Below are 16,334 nucleotides of genomic sequence, written 5' to 3'. Positions count from 1 at the left end.
CCGCTGGAACCGCACCGTTGGCAGGGCTGTGACCTTGCCCTCCCCGTGGCTGTGACCTGCGCCTCCCGGGGGTGAAGTGGCCTGATTCGTACGGTCAGGGCGTGTCGTCGGCGAGCTCCGGGATCAGTGCGCACAGCGCCTCGCGCTGCTCCGGTCCGATGACGTGGCCGACCGCCTGCCCGACCGTCTCGGCGAGGGCGGCGGAGGCGTCCTGGATCTGGCGGCGGGCCTTGTCGGTGAGGGCGACCTCGATGCCCCGCTTGTCTCCGCAGGCGGCCTTGCGGGTGACGAGACCGGCGTGCTGGAGGCAGGCGATCTGATAGGTGAGGCGGGTCTTGGGGCGGCCCAGGAGCTCGGCCATCCGGGTCATGCGCAGGCCCTCGCGCGGCTGTTCGGCCAGCAGGCACAGGATCAGGAACTCGTCGTGCGAGACGTCCAGCGTCTCCTTCACGACCGACCGCAGCCGCTGCTCCACCGCACCTGTCGCGGCCAGCAGCAGCATCCAGGCGTGCAGCTCGGCCGGGAGCAGCCCGCCGCCCTTGAAGGAGGGGCATTCGGGCAGCTCTGCGGGGTCTTCCTGGGAGGCGGCCATGGCACCGAGTCTACCTGTTGTCCAAATTTGGATATTGGGCTAGCGTGCAGTCATAGCGCAGTCATCCAAATTTGAACCATCGATTGATCGGAGCACGGCCATGACCGTCACCGTGGAAACCGGCCTCTGGCAGCTCGACCCGACCGCCTCCGCCGTCGCCGTCCGGCACAAGACCTTCTGGGGCCTGGTCGCCGTCAAGGGCACCTTCGCGGGCGTCACCGGCCGGGGCGAGGTCACCGCCGACGGCGCCGCCACCGGCAGCGTGACGATCGACGCGGCCTCCCTGGACACCAAGAACAAGAAGCGCGACGAGCACCTGCGCTCGGCCGACTTCTTCGACGCCGCGAACCACCCGGAGATCACCTTCGCGGTGCGCGGTGCCGAGCGGGGCCCGGGCGACGCGGTGCACGTCGACGGTCAGCTGACCGTCCGGGGCATCAGCAGGCCGCAGCAGGCCACCGCGAAGCTGGTCTCGGCGGACGCCGACGGGCTGACGCTGGAGGTGGAGTTCACCGTGGTGCGCGAGGAGTTCGGCGTCACGTTCAACCAGATGGGCATGATGGGCGGCCCGACCACCGTGACCGCCACCCTGCGCTTCACCCGCGCGGCGGCCTGACGGACTGCCGGGCCACCCCGGCGGACTGTTCCGCGGACCTAACGGACCGTCCGGCTGATCCGCACGTCCTGGCTGGACAGCGTCTGCGGATCCGCCGTGAAGGCGCGCAGCCGGATCCGGGTGCTCGGCTTGGCGGGGATGCCGAACCGGCCGTTGGCCGGCCTGAGTTCGACACTCGCCGTGCCGTGCGCGGGAATCGTCGCCGGGCCCCGCACCAGCAGCCAGTACATGCTCATGCCCTGCCCGGTGGTCAGCGTGTAGTGCGGGGTGAGCGGGACGCTCCCCGTGTTGACCACCTTCAGCGTCATCGCCCTGACCACCGAGGCCTGGTGCTTGGCGCGCCGCAGGGCGGTGATCTCCATGTGCAGCGGCGGTCTGCCGGACACCGCGAGCGCCGCGCTCGCCAGCGCCGGAGTGAGCAGCAGGACGACCGTCGCGATCAGGGCGGGGCGGCGGCGCGGCCCGGTCAGCAGGGCCGGGCGCGGCTGCCAGGCGTGCTCGAACTCCGACAGCGGAGCGGTGACGGCCGCCGCCAGCCACAGCGGGGTCATCAGCAGGTAGTAGCCGTCCTGGGAGCGGGTCGCCAGGAAGAAGGCGAGCCACGGCAGCACGGTCGCGGCCGGGCCCAGACGCCGTACGAACAGCACGAACAGGGCCAGCAGGGCCGCCGCGAGGAGCATGCTCGCGTGCGAGTACCAGTCGATGCGGTCGCTGCCGTTCGTGTAGTACAGCGTGATGTCCACCAGGCCCTGGCCGTGCACCACGGCACCCTGGATCAGCGGCAGCGCGATCCCGCGCAGCCAGCGGCCGGGCTCGGACACGATGAAGTACGTGTTGATCAGCAGCCACACCGTGACGGCCACGCCGGCGACCCGCAGGACCACCGCGGCGGCGGCCCGGCCGCCGAGCTCCCCGCGCCGCACCGCGTAGATCCCGGCCAGCAGGAACGGCGTGACGAACCACGGCAGTTGCTGCGCCGCACACGCGGCCCCGAGGGACGCGGCCCGTGCGATCCCGGCCGCGCCGAGGCGGCCGCCCTGCCCGATCCGCGGCCAGCGCACCACCACCGGGATCAGCAGCGCCAGGGCGATCACCGCCGGGTAGCCGACCCGGGCGTACGTCGACAGGAAGCCGAAGCCCAGGCAGGACAGCGTCGCCGCCGACCGCCACGGCACCGGGAGCATCCGCCACAGCGCGACCGTGCCGGCGATCAGGGCGCCCGCGCACACCGCCGTCGCCGGGGCACCGTGGTGGCCGAGCCACAGCAGCGGGACCGTCAGCAGCGGCGCCAGCGGGGGATAGCCGTACGTGTAGTCGTAGCCGCCGCCTATCGTCGGCGTGAGCGCGATGCCCGTGTTGTGGAACAGCCACGGCCAGGCCTGCCCGTAGACGGGGTGGCCGGCGAGCAGTTCCCTGGCGGCCTGGGTGGTGAGGGCGCCCTCGTCGCCGCCGTTGTGGTTCAGGGCCCAGGTGCACAGCGCGAGCGTCACCGCCGTGACCAGGACCACCAGGTCGAGGCGGGCCAGCGAGCGGGTGCTGCGGACCGTCAGCGTCAGTACGCCGGTCACCAGGATCGAGACGTAGCAGACGGAGATCAGGGCCGCCAGGACCAGGTGATGCGTCACCGCCTGCGTCCACACCGACCGGGTGCCGATGAACAGCCCGATGTCGGCGAGGAGGGTCAGGACGCGGTGCCAGGGAACGGGGGCTCCGGCATCGCCCGGAGCGGCGGACACCGCCGACTGTGTCCGCCGGCCGGGTGTCACCTGTTGTGTTTCTGCCAAGTGCACGAACCGGACGGTAATCGCGGGCGGTGAGCGGGGCGTCGCTGGAGGAGAAGAGTCCGGTGTGAGGGCGGTAAGAAGCCCCTAATGCGCGGCAATCGCATGAAAAGTGAAAAGATCGCTTCTTTTCGTGCGCAAGGGCCCGGACACGCTCGCCCTTCGTGTCGCTGTTGGGCCGAACGGATGACTTGGCGTAAGAATTGGCTGGTGCAGGCATCGAGTGCGAGTCAGGTCGGGGGGAGCCGGTGAGCCGTTACGACGTCACCGATGAACAGTGGGAGGGGCTCGCCCAGGTCGTGCCGCTGCGGGGCCGCGACGCCTGGCCGTCGGCGGTGGGCCACCGCGCGCTGCCGGACGCGGAGACCGAGACGCGCCGCCGTTTCGTCGTCCTGCGGGTCAATGTCTTCGCCGACGCCCGCGACGTCGCCGAGACGCTGATGGCCGGCATACCGGTCCTGCTCGACCTGACCAGCGCCGAGACGGAGGTCGCCAAGCGCGTCCTCGACTTCAGCACGGGCGTGGTCTTCGGCCTCGCCAGCGGCATGCACCGGGTCGACCGCAACGTCTTCCTCCTCACCCCGCCCGGCACGGAGGTCAGCGGGCTGATGGAGGGGGCGGGGGTCTCGGGGGGCTGAGAGCCTGCCCGGAGGGGCGGGCCGCCCTCGGCGGCTTGGCGGCTTGGCGGCTCGGCGGTCGTGGGGCGGTCGGGTGTGGTTCGGCGGCTGTCCCTCGATCGTAGGAAGGTCCCGACGGCGGAACGGTTCGCCGGGCGGCCGGAGCCTTACGGTCCGCATATGGCCGTGCCCTCCGCCTCGTCCGCGTCCCGCCCTGCTCCTTCCGCCCGTTCCGCCCCGGGCGACACCCCGGACCCGTCGCCGCCGCCGTCGTCGCCGTCACCCGGGGACGCGGTGCCGTCCGTGACACCGAACGGGCCGCCAGAACCCGGCGGGCCGTCGCCCGAACCCTCCCGCCCGTCGCGTTCCGGCACGCCCACCCGGTCATCGCAGACCGTCCCGCGCGCCCGCTCGGGCCGTCCGGACGCCCCGTTGCCGCCCGCACCCCGGTCCGCCCCCGCACCCCCCGTCCACACCCCCCGCCGTGACCCCCGCCCCCGCGTCACCGAGCTGCGGCTCTCCGCCTTCGCCCGGCATCGTGGGGCGAGCTTTCCCGTCGGGCAGGTCACGTTGCTCGCCGGGCCCAGCGGGAGCGGGAAGAGTGCGGTGCTCGCGGCCTATGAGGCGCTCGCGCGGCTCGGGGGCGGGGCCGCGCTCGCCGACGTGTTTCCGGACCCGGGCGCGCTGGTGCCGGAGCGGGCCCGGCCCGACGCGCAACGGCGGCGGGGGTTCCGCATCGGGTGTACGGCCGACGGCACCGAGGGGCCGGTGCGGCTCGACGTCGCCGTGCAGGCCGAGCCCGAACTGCGCATCGTCGGCGAGCGGCTGACCGCGGGCGGGCTCGTCCTCCTGGAGACCGCCCTGCGCGACCCGGGCCGGCCGGCCGTGCAGGCCGCCTGGCACACCGCGGGCACCGCGCCGGTGACCCGGGCCCCGCTCCCCGACGACCGTCTCGGCACCGCCCTGCTGCCGCTGCGCGTCGCCGGGAAGACGGACGGCCAGCGGCAGGTCCTCGCCGCCGCCGAGCAGATGGTCGTCGCCCTGCGGTCGGTGTTCCCCTGCGATCCGCGGCCCGAGGGCATGCGCACACCCGTCCTCACCGGCTCCGGCCGGCTGCTGCGCGGCTGCGACAACCTCGCCGACGTCCTGTGGCGCACCCGCTTCGAATGCGGCCGCCGGCACGCCCAGCTCGTCGACGCGGTGCGCACCGGGTGCGCCGGTCCCGTCGTCGACGTGCTCGCCGAACTGCTCGGCGACGGCACGGTACGGGCGCTGCTCGACCGCGGCGACGGCCACCGCACCGAGCTGGAGCGGCTCGGCGACGGCGAACTGCGCTACCTCGCCCTCGCCCTGGTCCTCTTCACCGGCCCCGGCGTCCTGGCGGTCGACGCACCCGGCGAGGTCCCCGACGCCATGCGCGGCCTCACCGTCCTCGCCGACGGCTTCGACCGCTGCCTCGACCCGGGCCAGCGCGCCGAACTCCTGCGCACGGCCGTCCTGATGGGCGAGCGCGGCCACATCCGGTTCGTCGGCGCGGTGAGCGACGCCTCCTGGGCCGGCGGGGCGGGGGCGATCACGGTGGTACACCTGGACGCGTGACAGACGAACCTCTCGATGTGGCGGGACTCCAGCGCCGGCTGGCCGAGTTCGCCGCCGCCCGCGACTGGCGGCAGTACCACACCCCCAAGAACCTGGTGGCCGCCCTGAGCGTGGAGGCGTCCGAACTGGTCGAGATCTTCCAGTGGTTGACCCCGGAGGAGTCGTCCCGGGTGATGGCGGACCCCGGCACCGCCCACCGGGTCACGGACGAGGTGGCCGACGTCCTGTCCTATCTCCTCCAGCTCTGTGACGTCCTGGACGTCGATCCGCTGGCCGCGCTGGCCGCGAAGATCGAGCGCAACGAGAAGCGGTTCCCGCCCGCCTGACGGACTGTCGGGAGGCCTATCCGCGGATCACGGCACTCCGATTTAACACTCAGTAGCCAAAAGCCCGCCCGAATCCGAATTGTTGTCCACAGATTTCCGTCTTCCTCTGGCTCCGCGTCTGGGGAACCCTCACTCTGGGTAGTGAACTACTGAGTGCGGCAAGGCAGTTCGGACCGACGGGGACGGGGCGACGGATGGACGCGATGCGGCTCATCGTGGCGAGCAGACGGGCGCTGGCGCACGGCGCGGGCGTTCCGGAGATGATGACCGAGGTGTGGCAGGCCCAGGCCCTGGCCCAGGCGATCGGCAGCCGGCTGGCCGTCTCCGGCCCGCCCGAGCTGCGGGGCGAGGCACTCGGCCTGACCGAGCTGGCGGGCCGGGGCTGCGGCGTGCTGGACACCCCGGACCTGGACCCCGGCACCCTGCGCGCCGCCCAGCTCACCGAACTGGACGACGCGCGCCTGACCCTGCTGAGCCTCGGCGGCCTCCTGGGCGAGGTCGGCATCGCACTGGTCGGCATGGCCAGCGCCGCGGCCGACGAGGCGACGTACTGGCAGTGCATGGAGGCCATCGACGCGGCCGACGAGTCCCGGGACAGGGTGCTGGAGATGCTCCGCAAACTGGCGGCCAGGGAGGAGGTCCACGACGGCTAGGGCCTGTCTGACAATTCCCGTCTGCCTCGCGACGCCATGCACGCACTCTCGCCGCACCGGGCGCAGACCCAAGTACGTCCAGTACGAGGGCCTACGCCCGGCACGCCGAGAGCACGCACCTGACGCCGCGAGGCCGCCCTCCGGGCGACGACGGGAATTGTCAGACAGGCCCTGGGAGACGGCTCCTAGCCGAAGTCGGCCTCTTCCCGCGGGGAGCGTTGCAGGTCCGCGTCCAGTGCGGAGATGTCCGCGTTCAACGCCGCCATGAGTTCCTCCATCTGCTGGAGCAGCCCCTTCGGCTGACCGGACCAGGGGCCACCCTGCTGTGGAACGGACTCTTCGGACAAGACGGCCTCCTCGGCCCCCCGGCCCGCCGTCGGCGGCGGGCCACGCACGACGCGCGGCGACGGCGACCGTCCGGCGCGCGGTGCCGGACGGCCCGGCACCCCCCACCCAACGATCACCGCAGGGGCCGGTCACTGGCCCGCCCCGCCCCGCGGCCCCGCCGTTGACGATATTCACCCTGGGGTGGATGCACGTGACGGGTGGTGCCGGTGCGGTTGACGGGGCGGGGTCCGTGCAGGATGGGTGTATGGACCTTCGTATCTTCACCGAGCCCCAGCAGGGCGCGAGCTACGACACCCTTCTCGCTGTCGCCAAGGCCACCGAGGACCTCGGCTTCGACGCCTTCTTCCGGTCCGACCACTATCTGAAGATGGGCGACGTGGACGGCCTGCCCGGCCCCACCGACGCCTGGATCACCCTCGCCGGACTCGCCCGCGAGACCAAGCGGATCCGCCTCGGCACCCTCATGACCGCAGGAACCTTCCGGCTGCCCGGTGTGCTCGCCATCCAGGTCGCCCAGGTCGACCAGATGTCCGGCGGCCGGGTCGAACTGGGCCTCGGCGCGGGCTGGTTCGAGCAGGAGCACAAGGCGTACGGCATCCCCTTCCCCAAGGAGAAGTTCGGCCGCCTGGAAGAGCAGCTGGCGATCGTCACCGGGCTCTGGGAGACCAAGCTCGGCGACACCTTCGACTTCCACGGCACCTACTACGACCTCACCGACTCGCCCGCCCTGCCCAAGCCCGCCCAGGCCCGGATCCCGGTGCTGATCGGCGGCCACGGCGCCACCCGGACCCCGAAGCTGACCGCGCGGTACGCCGACGAGTTCAACATGCCGTTCGCCTCGGTCGAGGACAGCGAGCGGCAGTTCGGCCGGGTGCGGGCCGCCGTCGAGGCGGCCGGCCGCGGGGCGGACGAACTGACGTACTCCAACGCCCTCGTGGTATGCGTCGGCAAGGACGACCAGGAGGTCGCCCGCCGCGCCGCCGCGATCGGCCGCGAGGTCGACGAGCTGAAGGCCAACGGCCTGGCCGGCACCCCCGCCGAGGTCGTCGAGAAGATCGGCCGCTACGCCGAGATCGGCTCCCGGCGCCTCTACCTCCAGATCCTCGACCTCTCCGACCTGGACCACCTGGAGCTGATCTCCGCGCAGGTCCAGTCGCAGCTGTCGTGACCTTCGCCCCGCACGACGTCCGCCCCCGACCCGAAAGGGCCGGGGGCGGTTGTTTCCGAGGACGTCGTGATTTCTGACGCCGGGTGTAAGAAAAAATTGCGGTGGAATTGCGGGAGCGAGTGGCCGGTACCGTACTTTCCCGCGCCAACCGGTTTTTACTTTCTGCTTTCTCGGGTCCTTTGACAATCGGGTGCGCCGGTTTCTATTCTCGGCGGGTATTCAGGGCCCCGGCGCCGTGGCTCTCGGTACTGACCTGGTCGGTGGGGAACGATGTACAGGTATGTGTTCCATCGGTGTTCCGGAACGCTCGATTTCTGTTTCCGGCGTCCCTTCCTGATGCCCCGCAGAAGCCTCTGAGCCCGGGCATGCGCACTTCCGGTGTGGTTTCCCGGATTTCACCCTGCCCGGCTACCCCGGCCGATCCGCCCGGCCGCTCCGGCCGACCTGCCCGGTTTCCCGGCTGAACGGTGTGCCGTACGGCCCTGCCCGGCACGCCGTATGCCATTCGATCCGCCGTACCGCCGCGGCGCGAGGGCCGCCACCCGTGGCCCGAGCCCCGGCCGCCACCCGTATACGGCCACCACACCCGGCCGTCGACGCGACAGGAAGAGAAGGCACCGTCATGACCACAGCCGTATCCACCACCCGCACCATCGTGGACCTGCTGCGCGACGCCGCCCGGAACCACGCCGCGTCCGGACTGCGCTACCCCCGGACCGCGACCGACCCCGACGCACCCTTCCAGAGCTATCCCGAACTCCTCGACGCGGCCCGCTCGGTGCTCGGCGGCCTGCGCGAGCGCGGGCTCGCCGCCGGTGACAAGGCCGTCCTGCTCCTTGAGCGGCCGAAGGAGTTCCTCGCCGCGTTCTGGGCCTGTCAGCTGGGCGGCTTCGTGCCCTGCCCGATGGCCGCGCTCGGCGGCGACCCGGAGCGCTGGGCCGCCCAGCTCACCCATGCCGACACCCTCCTCGACCACCCGCTGATCGTCACCAGCGAGACCCTCGCCGCCGAACTCCCGCGCACCGAGGGCCTGTCGGTCGTCGCCCTGGAGGAGCTGTACGCGGCGCCCGCCGACGCCTTCCACGAGGCCGACCCGAAGGACACCGCCGTCCTGGTGCTGACCTCCGGCTCCACCGGCAACTCCAAGGCGGTGATGCTCTCGCACGGCAACCTGCTCGCCTCCATGGCCGGCAAGAACGGCTACCACCGGCTGACCGCCGCCGACACCACCCTCAACTGGGTCTCCTTCGACCATGTCGCCGCCCTGCTGGAGTGCCACATGCTGCCGCTGTACGCGGGCAGCACCCAGCTGCACGTCGAGGCACCGGTCGTCCTCCAGGAGCCGCTCAACTTCCTGCGGCTGATATCCGGCTTCGGCGTCACCATGACCTTCACCCCCAACTTCCTGCTGGGGCTGATCAATCCGCAGGCCGACCGGCTCGTCGAGGAGGACGGCCCGGGCCTCGACCTGTCCCGGCTGCGGCACATCATCAGCGGCGGCGAGGCCGTCGTCCGCACCACCGGCGAGACCTTCCTCGGCCGCTTCGCCCGCTACGGCCTGCGCCCCGACGCCCTCTGGCCCGCCTTCGGCATGTCCGAGACCTGCGCCGGCAGCATCTACTCCGTCGAGTTCCCGGCCGCCGACCAGGGCCAGGAGTTCGCCAACCTGGGCCGGCCCGTCGAGGGACTGCGGATCCGGATCGCCGACGAGGAGGACCACCACGAGCTGGCCTCCGGCGAGGTGGGCGAGCTCCAGCTCAACGGCCCGATGATCACCTCCGGTTACTACAACAACGAGCGGGCCACCCAGGACGCCTTCACCCCCGACGGCTGGTTCCGCAGCGGCGACCTCGGCCGCCTCGACGAGGGCCGGCTCACCCTCGTCGGACGCAGCAAGGACAGCGTCATCGTCAACGGCGTCAACTACTTCAGCCACGACATCGAGTCGGTCCTCGAAGGCCTCGACGACGTGGCCCGCTCCTACGTCGCCGCCTTCCCGACCCGCGCCCCCGGCAGCGACACCGAGCAACTGGTGATCGCCTTCCACCCGGAGTGCGCCGACGGCGACGAACTCGCCCTGTACCGGGTGCTGACCGCCGTCCGCAGCAGCGTCGTCATGCACTGGGGCTTCCGGCCCGCCCTCATCCTGCCGCTGCCCGCGGACGCCTTCCCCAAGACCAGCCTCGGCAAGATCCAGCGCTCCCTCATGCGCAGGCGCCTGGAGGCGGGCGCCTACGACGGGGTCCGGGCCGCCGTCGACGACCTGGTGCTGCGCCGGCTCGGCGGCTACAACGCGCCCGAGGGCGAAACCGAGACGGTCCTCGCGGGCATCTACGCCGAGATGTTCGACACCGACCCGGAGAAGCTGAGCGCCACCGCCAACTTCTTCGACCTCGGCGGCACCTCGCTGGACATCCTGCGGCTGCGCTCCCTGGTCGCCCAGCGCCTCGGCGCCGCCGGCCTGCAGATCATCACCGTGCTGCGGGCCCCCACCGTCCGCGCCCTCGCCGCCCACCTCGACGGCACCGCGCACGGCGAGCAGGAGTACGACCCGATCGTGCCCATGCAGGCGGGCGGCGACAAGACCCCGCTGTTCTGCGTCCACCCGGGCGTCGGCGAGGTCCTCGTCTTCGTCAACCTCGCCAAGTACTTCGTCGGCGACCGGCCCTTCTACGCCCTGCGCGCCCGCGGTTTCAACCCCGGCGAGACGCCCTTCGGGAGCTTCGCCGAGATGGTCGACACCTATGTGAAGGCCATCCGGGCCCGGCAGCCGCACGGTCCCTACGCGGTCGCCGGGTACTCCTACGGCGGTGCCGTCGCCTTCGAGATCGCCAAGGTCCTCCAGGAGCAGGGCGAACGCGTCGACTTCGTCGGCAGCTTCAACCTGCCCCCGCACATCAAGTACCGCATGAACGAACTGGACTTCGTCGAGACCGCCGCCAACCTCGCCTTCTTCCTGGAGCTGATCGACAAGAGGCAGTCCCTCGAACTCCCGGCGCAGCTGCGCCACCTGGAGAAGGACGAGCAGCTGGCGTACTTCGTCGACCACGCGCCCGAGGGCCGGCTCGCCGAACTAGACCTGACCTTCGAGAAGTTCAAGGCCTGGGCCGAACTCGCCGACGGGCTCACCGATCTCGGCCGCAGCTACGCTCCCGGCGGCGAGGTCCGCTCGATGAGCGTCTTCTACGCCATCCCGCTGCGCGGCACCAAGGAGGACTGGCTGAACAACGAACTGCGCCGCTGGGACGAGCACACCACCGAGGCCAACCGCTACATCGACGTGCCCGGCGAGCACTACACCCTGATGGGCCCGCAGCACGTGGCCGCCTTCCAGTCCATCCTCCGCAAGGAACTCGACCGCGCCCTCGGCGACGCCTGATCACAGGGAGAGAATCAGTGAACGGCAAGAAGATCCTGGTCACCGGCGCCACCGGACAGGTCGCCGGACCGGTGGCCAAGGCCCTGGCCCAGGACAACGAGGTCTGGGCGCTCGGCCGCTTCGGCACCCCCGGCGCCGAGGACGACCTCACCCGGCACGGCATCCGCACCTTCCGCTGGGACATGGACGACACCGGCGACGGCTCCCTCAAGGGCCTGCCTGAGGACTTCACGCACGTCTTCCACTCGGCGGTGCGGCGCGGCGAGGACGGCGACTTCAACGCCGCCGTCGAGGTCAACTCGGTCGCCGCCGGGCGCCTGATGACCCACTGCCGTACCGCCGAGGCCTTCCTGTACGTGTCGACGGGCGCCCTCTACGCCCGGCAGACCCTCGACCACAAGTACACCGAGACCGACCCGCTGGACGGCAAGGCCGACTGGCTGCCCGCCTACCCCGTGGCCAAGATCGCCGCCGAGGGCACCGTCCGGGCCTTCGCCCGCACCCTCGCCCTGCCCACGGTCATCGCCCGCCTCAACATCGCCTACGGGCCCGGTGGTTACGGCGGGGTCCCGATGCTCTACTTCAAGCGGATGCTCGCCTGCGAGCCCATCCCGGTCCCCGTCGAGGGCCAGAACTGGTGCTCCCTGCTCTACACCGACGACCTCGTCGAGCAGGTCCCACACCTGTGGAACGCGGCCGCCGTGCCGGTGACCCTGACCAACTGGGGCGGCGACGAACCGGTCGGCATCACCGACTGCGTCCGGTACCTGGAGGAGCTGACCGGGGTCGAGGCGAACCTCGTGCCGAGCGAGGTCACCCGGGAGACCTACCAGTTCGACCCCGCCCTGCGCCGCTCCCTCACCGGCCCGTGCAAGGTGCCCTGGCGCGAGGGCATCCGCCGGACCGTGGCCGCGCTGTATCCCGAGCACCTCAAGGACTGAGAAGAACCGAGAAGAACCGAGAAGAACCGAGAAGGACTGAGAGGGACATGACCGAGAACGTGACCGAGAACACGACCGATCCACTGGCCCCGATCCACGCCGCCTACGCGGCCTTCGCCACCCGGGACGTGGGCGCGCTGCTCGACGCCTTCCACCCGGACATCGAGTGGGTGCACCCCGACGGCATGGCCGAGTACGGCCTCGGCGGTACCAAGCACGGGCACGCCGGTGTCAAGGAGTTCCTGGCCCACGTGCCGACCGTGCTGGGCGGGATGCGGCTGCACCCCGAGGAGTTCGTCCGGGAGGGGAACCGGGTTGTCGTCTTCGGCCACCGGGACGTCGTCTCCCTCTCCGGCCACACCGAGACACTGCCGTTCACGCACTCCTGGGTGCTGCGCGACGGACGTGCGGTCCGGATGGAGGACATCTTCGACACCGTCGCCTTCCATCGCGTCATCGAGAGCTGAGCGGGCCGGCCGCGTCCTGATGCCCGGTCAGCTCGGCCGCGGCCTCCCGCACGGCCGGCAGCAGTACGGCCACCTGCGGGCTGTGCACGGCGCCCTCGCGCACCACGAGGGTGATACGGCGGGTCAGTTCGGGGCCGGCCGGGGTGATCCGGGCGACCGGAAGCCCCGGCCGGGTCGGCACCAGGTCGGGCACCAGCGCCACGCCCCAGCCCAGGGAGACCAGCCCGAACACGGCCTGCATGTCCCCGATGTCGGAGACTATGTCGGGCACGAATCCGGCCCCTGCGCAGGCGTGCAGGGCCAGCCGGCCGAGTTGCGAGGTCCGGTCGAGCAGCCACGGCTCCCCGGCGAACTCCTCCAGCCGGCAGGGGCGTTCGCCCCGGGCCAGCGGGTGCCCCGGGGCGGTGATCAGCCGGACGCGGTCGCTGAGCACCTCCTCCTCGTACAGCCCGGGCACCCGGGGCTCGGGCACCCGCGGGTAGCCGGTGGCCAGGACGGCGTCGAGGCGGCCCAGCCGCACCGTCTGCCGCCCCTGGTCCGGGGCCACCCCGTGCAGGGTGATACGCAGCTGCGGATGCTCCTCGCGCAGCCGGTTCAGCGCCGGCACCAGCAGTGCGGGCCCCTCGTGCAGCGGGACACCCACCCGCAGTTCGCCGCCGACCTCGCCGTCTCCGGCCAGCAACTGCGCCTCGGCTGCCTCCAGTTGGTTCACGATCCGGTCGGTGTGCGCGACCAGCAGCCGCCCGGCCGGGGTGAGCTCGGCGCGCTTGCTGCCCCGGTCCAGCAGTGCGGTACCGGTCTCCGACTCAAGGGCGGAGAGCTGCTGGGAGACCGCGGAACGGGTGTAGTTCAGGGCCTGCGCCGCCGCGGCGATGGATCCCCGGGCGCCGACCTCACGCAGCAGAACCAGTTTCCGTACGTCCAGCACCGTCATCCTCGCTAACGCTTCCGGTTACGAACTGCCACGCCAGATTACGGGACAACCCGCCCGCCCGGACTTTCAATGGATCACGGACCGATACGAACGACCTGATCAGACAGGGGTTTTCCGCCATGGCCACACTGCTCCACCTCGACTCCAGCCCGCGCGTGGGCTCCGTCTCCCGCCAGATCTCGGGCGAGTTCGCCGAAGCCTGGCGCAAGGCCAACCCCGACGGCAGCTACATCTACCGCGACCTGGCCGCCGGCCCGGTGCCGCACGTCGACCACGCGCAGATCGAGGTGATGCACCGCCTGGAGAAGGAGGGCACACGCGACCTCGCAGCGGCCCGCGACGCGGCCACCACGCCCGAGGAGCAGGCCAGTTGGGCGATCACCTGGCCGCTGATCGAGGAACTCCTCGCCGCCGACACCATTCTGCTCGGTGTGCCGATGTACAACTTCTCGGTGCCCTCGACCTTCAAGGCGTGGTTCGACCGGGTGCTGATCGCCCCGCTCATCGCCGACCCGGCCACCGGCGAGGGCCCGCTGTCCGGCAAGAAGGTCGTGGTGGCCTCGGCGCGCGGCGGCGCCTACGGCCCCGGCACGCCGCGCCACGACTCCGACCACCAGGAGCCGTACCTGAGGGCGGCCCTCGGCATGGTCGGCCTCGCGACCGACCTCACCTTCCTGCACGCCGAGCTGACCAAGTCGGCACACGTGCCCCGGCTCGCCCAGTTCCAGGAGCTGGCCGCGGCGTCGTACCAGAAGGCGCTGGAGGGTGCCCGCACCCAGGGCGCCTCCTGAACTCCCTCACTTCAGGGGGAAGTTGCGGTCGAAGACGTTCTCCGGGTCGTACCGCTCCTTCAGGGCGCGGAGCCGGGACAGGGCCGGCTCGGGGAACGCCTCCGTCAGCACCTGTGAGGTACGGCGGGTGTCGAAGCTGAGGTACATGCCGTTCAGGTGCGGGGCGAGCCGTGCCCAGTGCGTGTCGAGGCCGCTCTCCAGCTCCGGGACGGTCGCGGACATCAGCGAGAAGTTCTGGGTGCGGTGGGCGTAGGCGGTGGCCGCGGGGTCCACGTCGTTGACCGCCCCGCCCACCGAACGGAACTGCTGCATCGGCACCTGCCCCGACTCCAGCGCGTCCGCGACCGCCCGTGCCGCGGCCGCGGTGAGACGGTCGAGCAGGCCGGACCGGGTGGCGCCGAGCTGCTGCTGCCCGTGGTGCGCGACGCCGCTCACCGGCACCAGCGCCGAGTACGGTGCGAGCACCGCCCGCTGCTGGACCGGCGGGCCGACGCCGAGCAGCGGCGTCAGCGCCCGCTCGGCCGCGCCGTGTTCCGCGCTCCCCGCGTACACCGCGGCGACATGCGCCAGGTGCGGGCGGCCCGGCCCGCCCGGCATGAACGTCAGAAAACTGGTCAGCTCGCGCGGCGCCGACTCCAGCACCGCACCCCACGCCTCGATCAGCGCCGCTGCGTCCCCCGCGTCGAAGACCAGGTTGGCGAAGACCACGTCGCCGGTCTCGCAGGCCTCCAGTTCCACGGCGGTGACCACCCCGAAGTTCCCGCCGGCCCCGCGCACCGCCCAGAACAGGTCGGGCTCCCGCTCGGCGTCCGTCCGCACGAACGTGCCGTCGGCCAGGACGAGTTCGACCGCCGTCACATGGTCGACGGTCAGCCCGTGCAGCCGCGCCAGCCAGCCCATGCCGCCCGCCGTGACCAGGCCGCCCACCCCCACGTCACCGGTGTCCCCGGAGCTGACGGCCAGCCCGTGCGGAGCGAGGGCCTGCGCCACCCGTCCCCAGCGGGCGCCCGCCCCGACCCGGATCCGCCGCCGGGCCCGGTCCAGCACCCGCACCTCGTCGAGACGGGACACGTCGACGACGGCACCGCCGTCGTTGGTGGAACGGCCGCTGATGCCGTGCCCGCCGCTGCGCACCGAGACCGCCGAGCCCAGCGAGCGCGCGTACCCCAGCGCCTCGGCGGTCTGCCCGGCGTCCTCTGGCAGCAGCACGGCGGCGGGCGAGCCGCGGTGCACATAGCCGTGCCGTAACCGCTCGTACCGGGTGTCGTCCGGTACGACGATCCGCCCGGCCAGGGACGGCGGGACCGGCGGCAGCGTGAACGTCATGACGGGGAGTTCCCTTCCTCGGCTCCGGTTCCGGTTCCGGTTCCGGCTTCGGTTCCGGCTTCGTCCTCGGTGTCGGCCGCACCGAGCGGCTCCAGGGCGCACCGCAGGGTCCGTGCCAGGTAGCGCACCAGCCGCTCCGGCTCCATCTCCGCCACCGGCCCGCTGCGCAGCACGTACCGGCTGAAGGCGACCCCGATGAGATGCGCGCCGAGCAGGTCGATGCGCTCGTCGGCGTCGGGCCCGGTCAGCACCGTGCGGTAGGCCTCCGTGCTGCTCTGCCGCATCGCCGTGTACAGGGCGGTCGCGGCGCTCTCGTCGGAGGCCGCGCTGCGGATCAGCGCGAGGAACGGATCGCCGCTGTCGGCGCGCTCCATGCGCTCGACGAAGGCCCGCGCGATCCTGTCCGGCAGGGTCCCGGGCGGCCCGGGCACCAGTTCCGGCAGGTCACGGGTGCCGGGCACGGCGGCCAGGAACAGCCGCTCCTTGGAGCCGAAGTGCCGCATCACCAGGCCGTGGGTGACTCCGGCGCGGCCGGCGATCTCCCGGATGGTGGCCCGCGCGTATCCCCGCTCGGCGAAGGCGGCGCGGGCCGCGTCGAGGATCGCCTCGCGATGCGCCTGAGGTGCCCGCACCCGCTTCCGGGCAGGCGGCCTGCTGCTGGACGTCATGGTCACGGGCCCTAATGTACATCTGGTCATTAGCGGCCTGGGGCGGCTGCCCGGCCCGCTTCCGAACCGATGGCGCCACGGACCACCGCACGGACAAAACCAGTGGTCAAGGCGGCGCCGGACCAGGG

The 16,334-nt window shown here is 71.9% G+C and carries 16 protein-coding genes; 10 read left to right on the top strand and 6 right to left on the bottom strand.

Features of this window, described 5'->3' with window-relative positions; all coding sequences use genetic code 11:
* Positions 1 to 94: 94 nt before the first annotated feature.
* Entirely contained in the window at positions 95 to 592 is a 498-nt protein-coding gene (locus SSP29_RS31240; RefSeq protein WP_089104210.1) for a MarR family winged helix-turn-helix transcriptional regulator, read from the bottom strand.
* A gap of 100 nt (positions 593 to 692) precedes the next feature.
* Between SSP29_RS31240 and SSP29_RS31235 the strand changes: the two genes are divergently transcribed.
* Complete coding sequence (locus tag SSP29_RS31235) at positions 693 to 1,208, top strand: YceI family protein (protein WP_089104209.1); 516 nt, start codon at positions 693 to 695, stop codon at positions 1,206 to 1,208.
* Between the two features lie 38 nt (positions 1,209 to 1,246).
* Here SSP29_RS31235 and SSP29_RS31230 read toward each other — a convergent pair whose 3' ends face one another.
* Entirely contained in the window at positions 1,247 to 2,944 is a 1,698-nt protein-coding gene (locus SSP29_RS31230; RefSeq protein WP_089104208.1) for a hypothetical protein, read from the bottom strand.
* Positions 2,945 to 3,237: 293 nt separating this feature from the next.
* Between SSP29_RS31230 and SSP29_RS31225 the strand changes: the two genes are divergently transcribed.
* The 4 genes from SSP29_RS31225 (at position 3,238) to SSP29_RS31205 (ending at position 6,184) form a co-directional block, all read left to right on the top strand.
* Complete coding sequence (locus tag SSP29_RS31225) at positions 3,238 to 3,627, top strand: cell division protein SepF (protein WP_089104207.1); 390 nt, start codon at positions 3,238 to 3,240, stop codon at positions 3,625 to 3,627.
* A gap of 411 nt (positions 3,628 to 4,038) precedes the next feature.
* Complete coding sequence (locus tag SSP29_RS56735) at positions 4,039 to 5,205, top strand: AAA family ATPase (protein WP_089104205.1); 1,167 nt, start codon at positions 4,039 to 4,041, stop codon at positions 5,203 to 5,205.
* A complete protein-coding gene (locus SSP29_RS56730; RefSeq protein ID WP_089104204.1) occupies positions 5,202 to 5,531 on the top strand; it encodes a nucleotide pyrophosphohydrolase in 330 nt (109 codons plus the stop codon). The genes SSP29_RS56735 and SSP29_RS56730 overlap by 4 nt, the downstream gene beginning before the upstream one ends.
* A gap of 194 nt (positions 5,532 to 5,725) precedes the next feature.
* The gene (locus SSP29_RS31205) at positions 5,726 to 6,184 is read left to right on the top strand and encodes a DUF6099 family protein (protein WP_089104203.1); all 459 of its coding nucleotides are present in this window, start codon (positions 5,726 to 5,728) and stop codon (positions 6,182 to 6,184) included.
* A gap of 185 nt (positions 6,185 to 6,369) precedes the next feature.
* Here the strand turns inward: SSP29_RS31205 and SSP29_RS58700 are convergent, their stop codons facing one another.
* On the bottom strand, positions 6,370 to 6,531 hold the full coding sequence (locus SSP29_RS58700) for a hypothetical protein (RefSeq protein ID WP_167450041.1): 162 nt from the start codon (positions 6,529 to 6,531) through the stop codon (positions 6,370 to 6,372).
* A gap of 245 nt (positions 6,532 to 6,776) precedes the next feature.
* On the opposite strand from SSP29_RS58700, the gene SSP29_RS31195 reads away from it, so the two are divergent.
* The 4 genes from SSP29_RS31195 to SSP29_RS31180 all read left to right on the top strand — a co-directional run bounded on the left by SSP29_RS31195 (position 6,777) and on the right by SSP29_RS31180 (position 12,487).
* Positions 6,777 to 7,700: an LLM class F420-dependent oxidoreductase gene (locus SSP29_RS31195; RefSeq protein WP_089104201.1), complete on the top strand. Its 924-nt coding sequence runs from the start codon at positions 6,777 to 6,779 to the stop codon at positions 7,698 to 7,700.
* 622 nt (positions 7,701 to 8,322) lie between these two features.
* Entirely contained in the window at positions 8,323 to 11,079 is a 2,757-nt protein-coding gene (locus SSP29_RS31190; protein WP_089104200.1) for a non-ribosomal peptide synthetase, read from the top strand.
* Between the two features lie 17 nt (positions 11,080 to 11,096).
* Positions 11,097 to 12,020 (top strand): NAD-dependent epimerase/dehydratase family protein, encoded by a 924-nt coding sequence (locus SSP29_RS31185; RefSeq protein ID WP_089104199.1) that lies wholly within the window; start codon positions 11,097 to 11,099, stop codon positions 12,018 to 12,020.
* A gap of 47 nt (positions 12,021 to 12,067) precedes the next feature.
* Entirely contained in the window at positions 12,068 to 12,487 is a 420-nt protein-coding gene (locus tag SSP29_RS31180) for a nuclear transport factor 2 family protein (RefSeq protein WP_089104198.1), read from the top strand.
* Here the strand turns inward: SSP29_RS31180 and SSP29_RS31175 are convergent.
* On the bottom strand, positions 12,474 to 13,421 hold the full coding sequence (locus SSP29_RS31175) for a LysR family transcriptional regulator (protein ID WP_150135251.1): 948 nt from the start codon (positions 13,419 to 13,421) through the stop codon (positions 12,474 to 12,476). The genes SSP29_RS31180 and SSP29_RS31175 overlap by 14 nt on opposite strands.
* 119 nt (positions 13,422 to 13,540) lie before the next feature.
* Between SSP29_RS31175 and SSP29_RS31170 the strand changes: the two genes are divergently transcribed.
* Positions 13,541 to 14,212: an FMN-dependent NADH-azoreductase gene (locus tag SSP29_RS31170; protein ID WP_089104197.1), complete on the top strand. Its 672-nt coding sequence runs from the start codon at positions 13,541 to 13,543 to the stop codon at positions 14,210 to 14,212.
* 6 nt (positions 14,213 to 14,218) lie between these two features.
* Here SSP29_RS31170 and SSP29_RS31165 read toward each other — a convergent pair whose 3' ends face one another.
* Both SSP29_RS31165 and SSP29_RS31160 read right to left on the bottom strand, forming a co-directional pair.
* Positions 14,219 to 15,538 carry an FAD-binding oxidoreductase gene (locus SSP29_RS31165; protein ID WP_089104196.1) on the bottom strand — a complete coding sequence of 440 codons (1,320 nt, stop codon included), beginning with the start codon at positions 15,536 to 15,538 and terminating at the stop codon, positions 14,219 to 14,221.
* A complete protein-coding gene (locus SSP29_RS31160; RefSeq protein WP_089104446.1) occupies positions 15,535 to 16,206 on the bottom strand; it encodes a TetR/AcrR family transcriptional regulator in 672 nt (223 codons plus the stop codon). Before SSP29_RS31160 ends, SSP29_RS31165 begins: the two co-directional genes overlap by 4 nt.
* Between the last annotated feature and the right edge of the window lie 128 nt (positions 16,207 to 16,334).

Source organism: Streptomyces hyaluromycini, assembly GCF_002217755.1.
GTDB classification, from domain to species: domain Bacteria; phylum Actinomycetota; class Actinomycetes; order Streptomycetales; family Streptomycetaceae; genus Streptomyces; species Streptomyces hyaluromycini.
The sequence above is the reverse complement of the archived record's forward strand: the minus strand, read 5'-3'. Positions and strand labels throughout refer to the sequence as shown.

What these genes read in the sequence shown, in the direction of transcription:
- SSP29_RS31240 (WP_089104210.1), bottom strand. Translation starts at nt 592, where the DNA reads ATGGCCGCCTCCCAGGAAGACCCCGCAGAGCTGCCCGAATGCCCCTCC.
- SSP29_RS31235 (WP_089104209.1), top strand. Translation starts at nt 693, where the DNA reads ATGACCGTCACCGTGGAAACCGGCCTCTGGCAGCTCGACCCGACCGCC.
- SSP29_RS31205 (WP_089104203.1), top strand. Translation starts at nt 5,726, where the DNA reads ATGGACGCGATGCGGCTCATCGTGGCGAGCAGACGGGCGCTGGCGCAC.
- SSP29_RS31195 (WP_089104201.1), top strand. Translation starts at nt 6,777, where the DNA reads ATGGACCTTCGTATCTTCACCGAGCCCCAGCAGGGCGCGAGCTACGAC.
- SSP29_RS31190 (WP_089104200.1), top strand. Translation starts at nt 8,323, where the DNA reads ATGACCACAGCCGTATCCACCACCCGCACCATCGTGGACCTGCTGCGC.
- SSP29_RS31180 (WP_089104198.1), top strand. Translation starts at nt 12,068, where the DNA reads ATGACCGAGAACGTGACCGAGAACACGACCGATCCACTGGCCCCGATC.
- SSP29_RS31175 (WP_150135251.1), bottom strand. Translation starts at nt 13,421, where the DNA reads ATGACGGTGCTGGACGTACGGAAACTGGTTCTGCTGCGTGAGGTCGGC.
- SSP29_RS31170 (WP_089104197.1), top strand. Translation starts at nt 13,541, where the DNA reads ATGGCCACACTGCTCCACCTCGACTCCAGCCCGCGCGTGGGCTCCGTC.
- SSP29_RS31165 (WP_089104196.1), bottom strand. Translation starts at nt 15,538, where the DNA reads ATGACGTTCACGCTGCCGCCGGTCCCGCCGTCCCTGGCCGGGCGGATC.
- SSP29_RS31160 (WP_089104446.1), bottom strand. Translation starts at nt 16,206, where the DNA reads ATGACGTCCAGCAGCAGGCCGCCTGCCCGGAAGCGGGTGCGGGCACCT.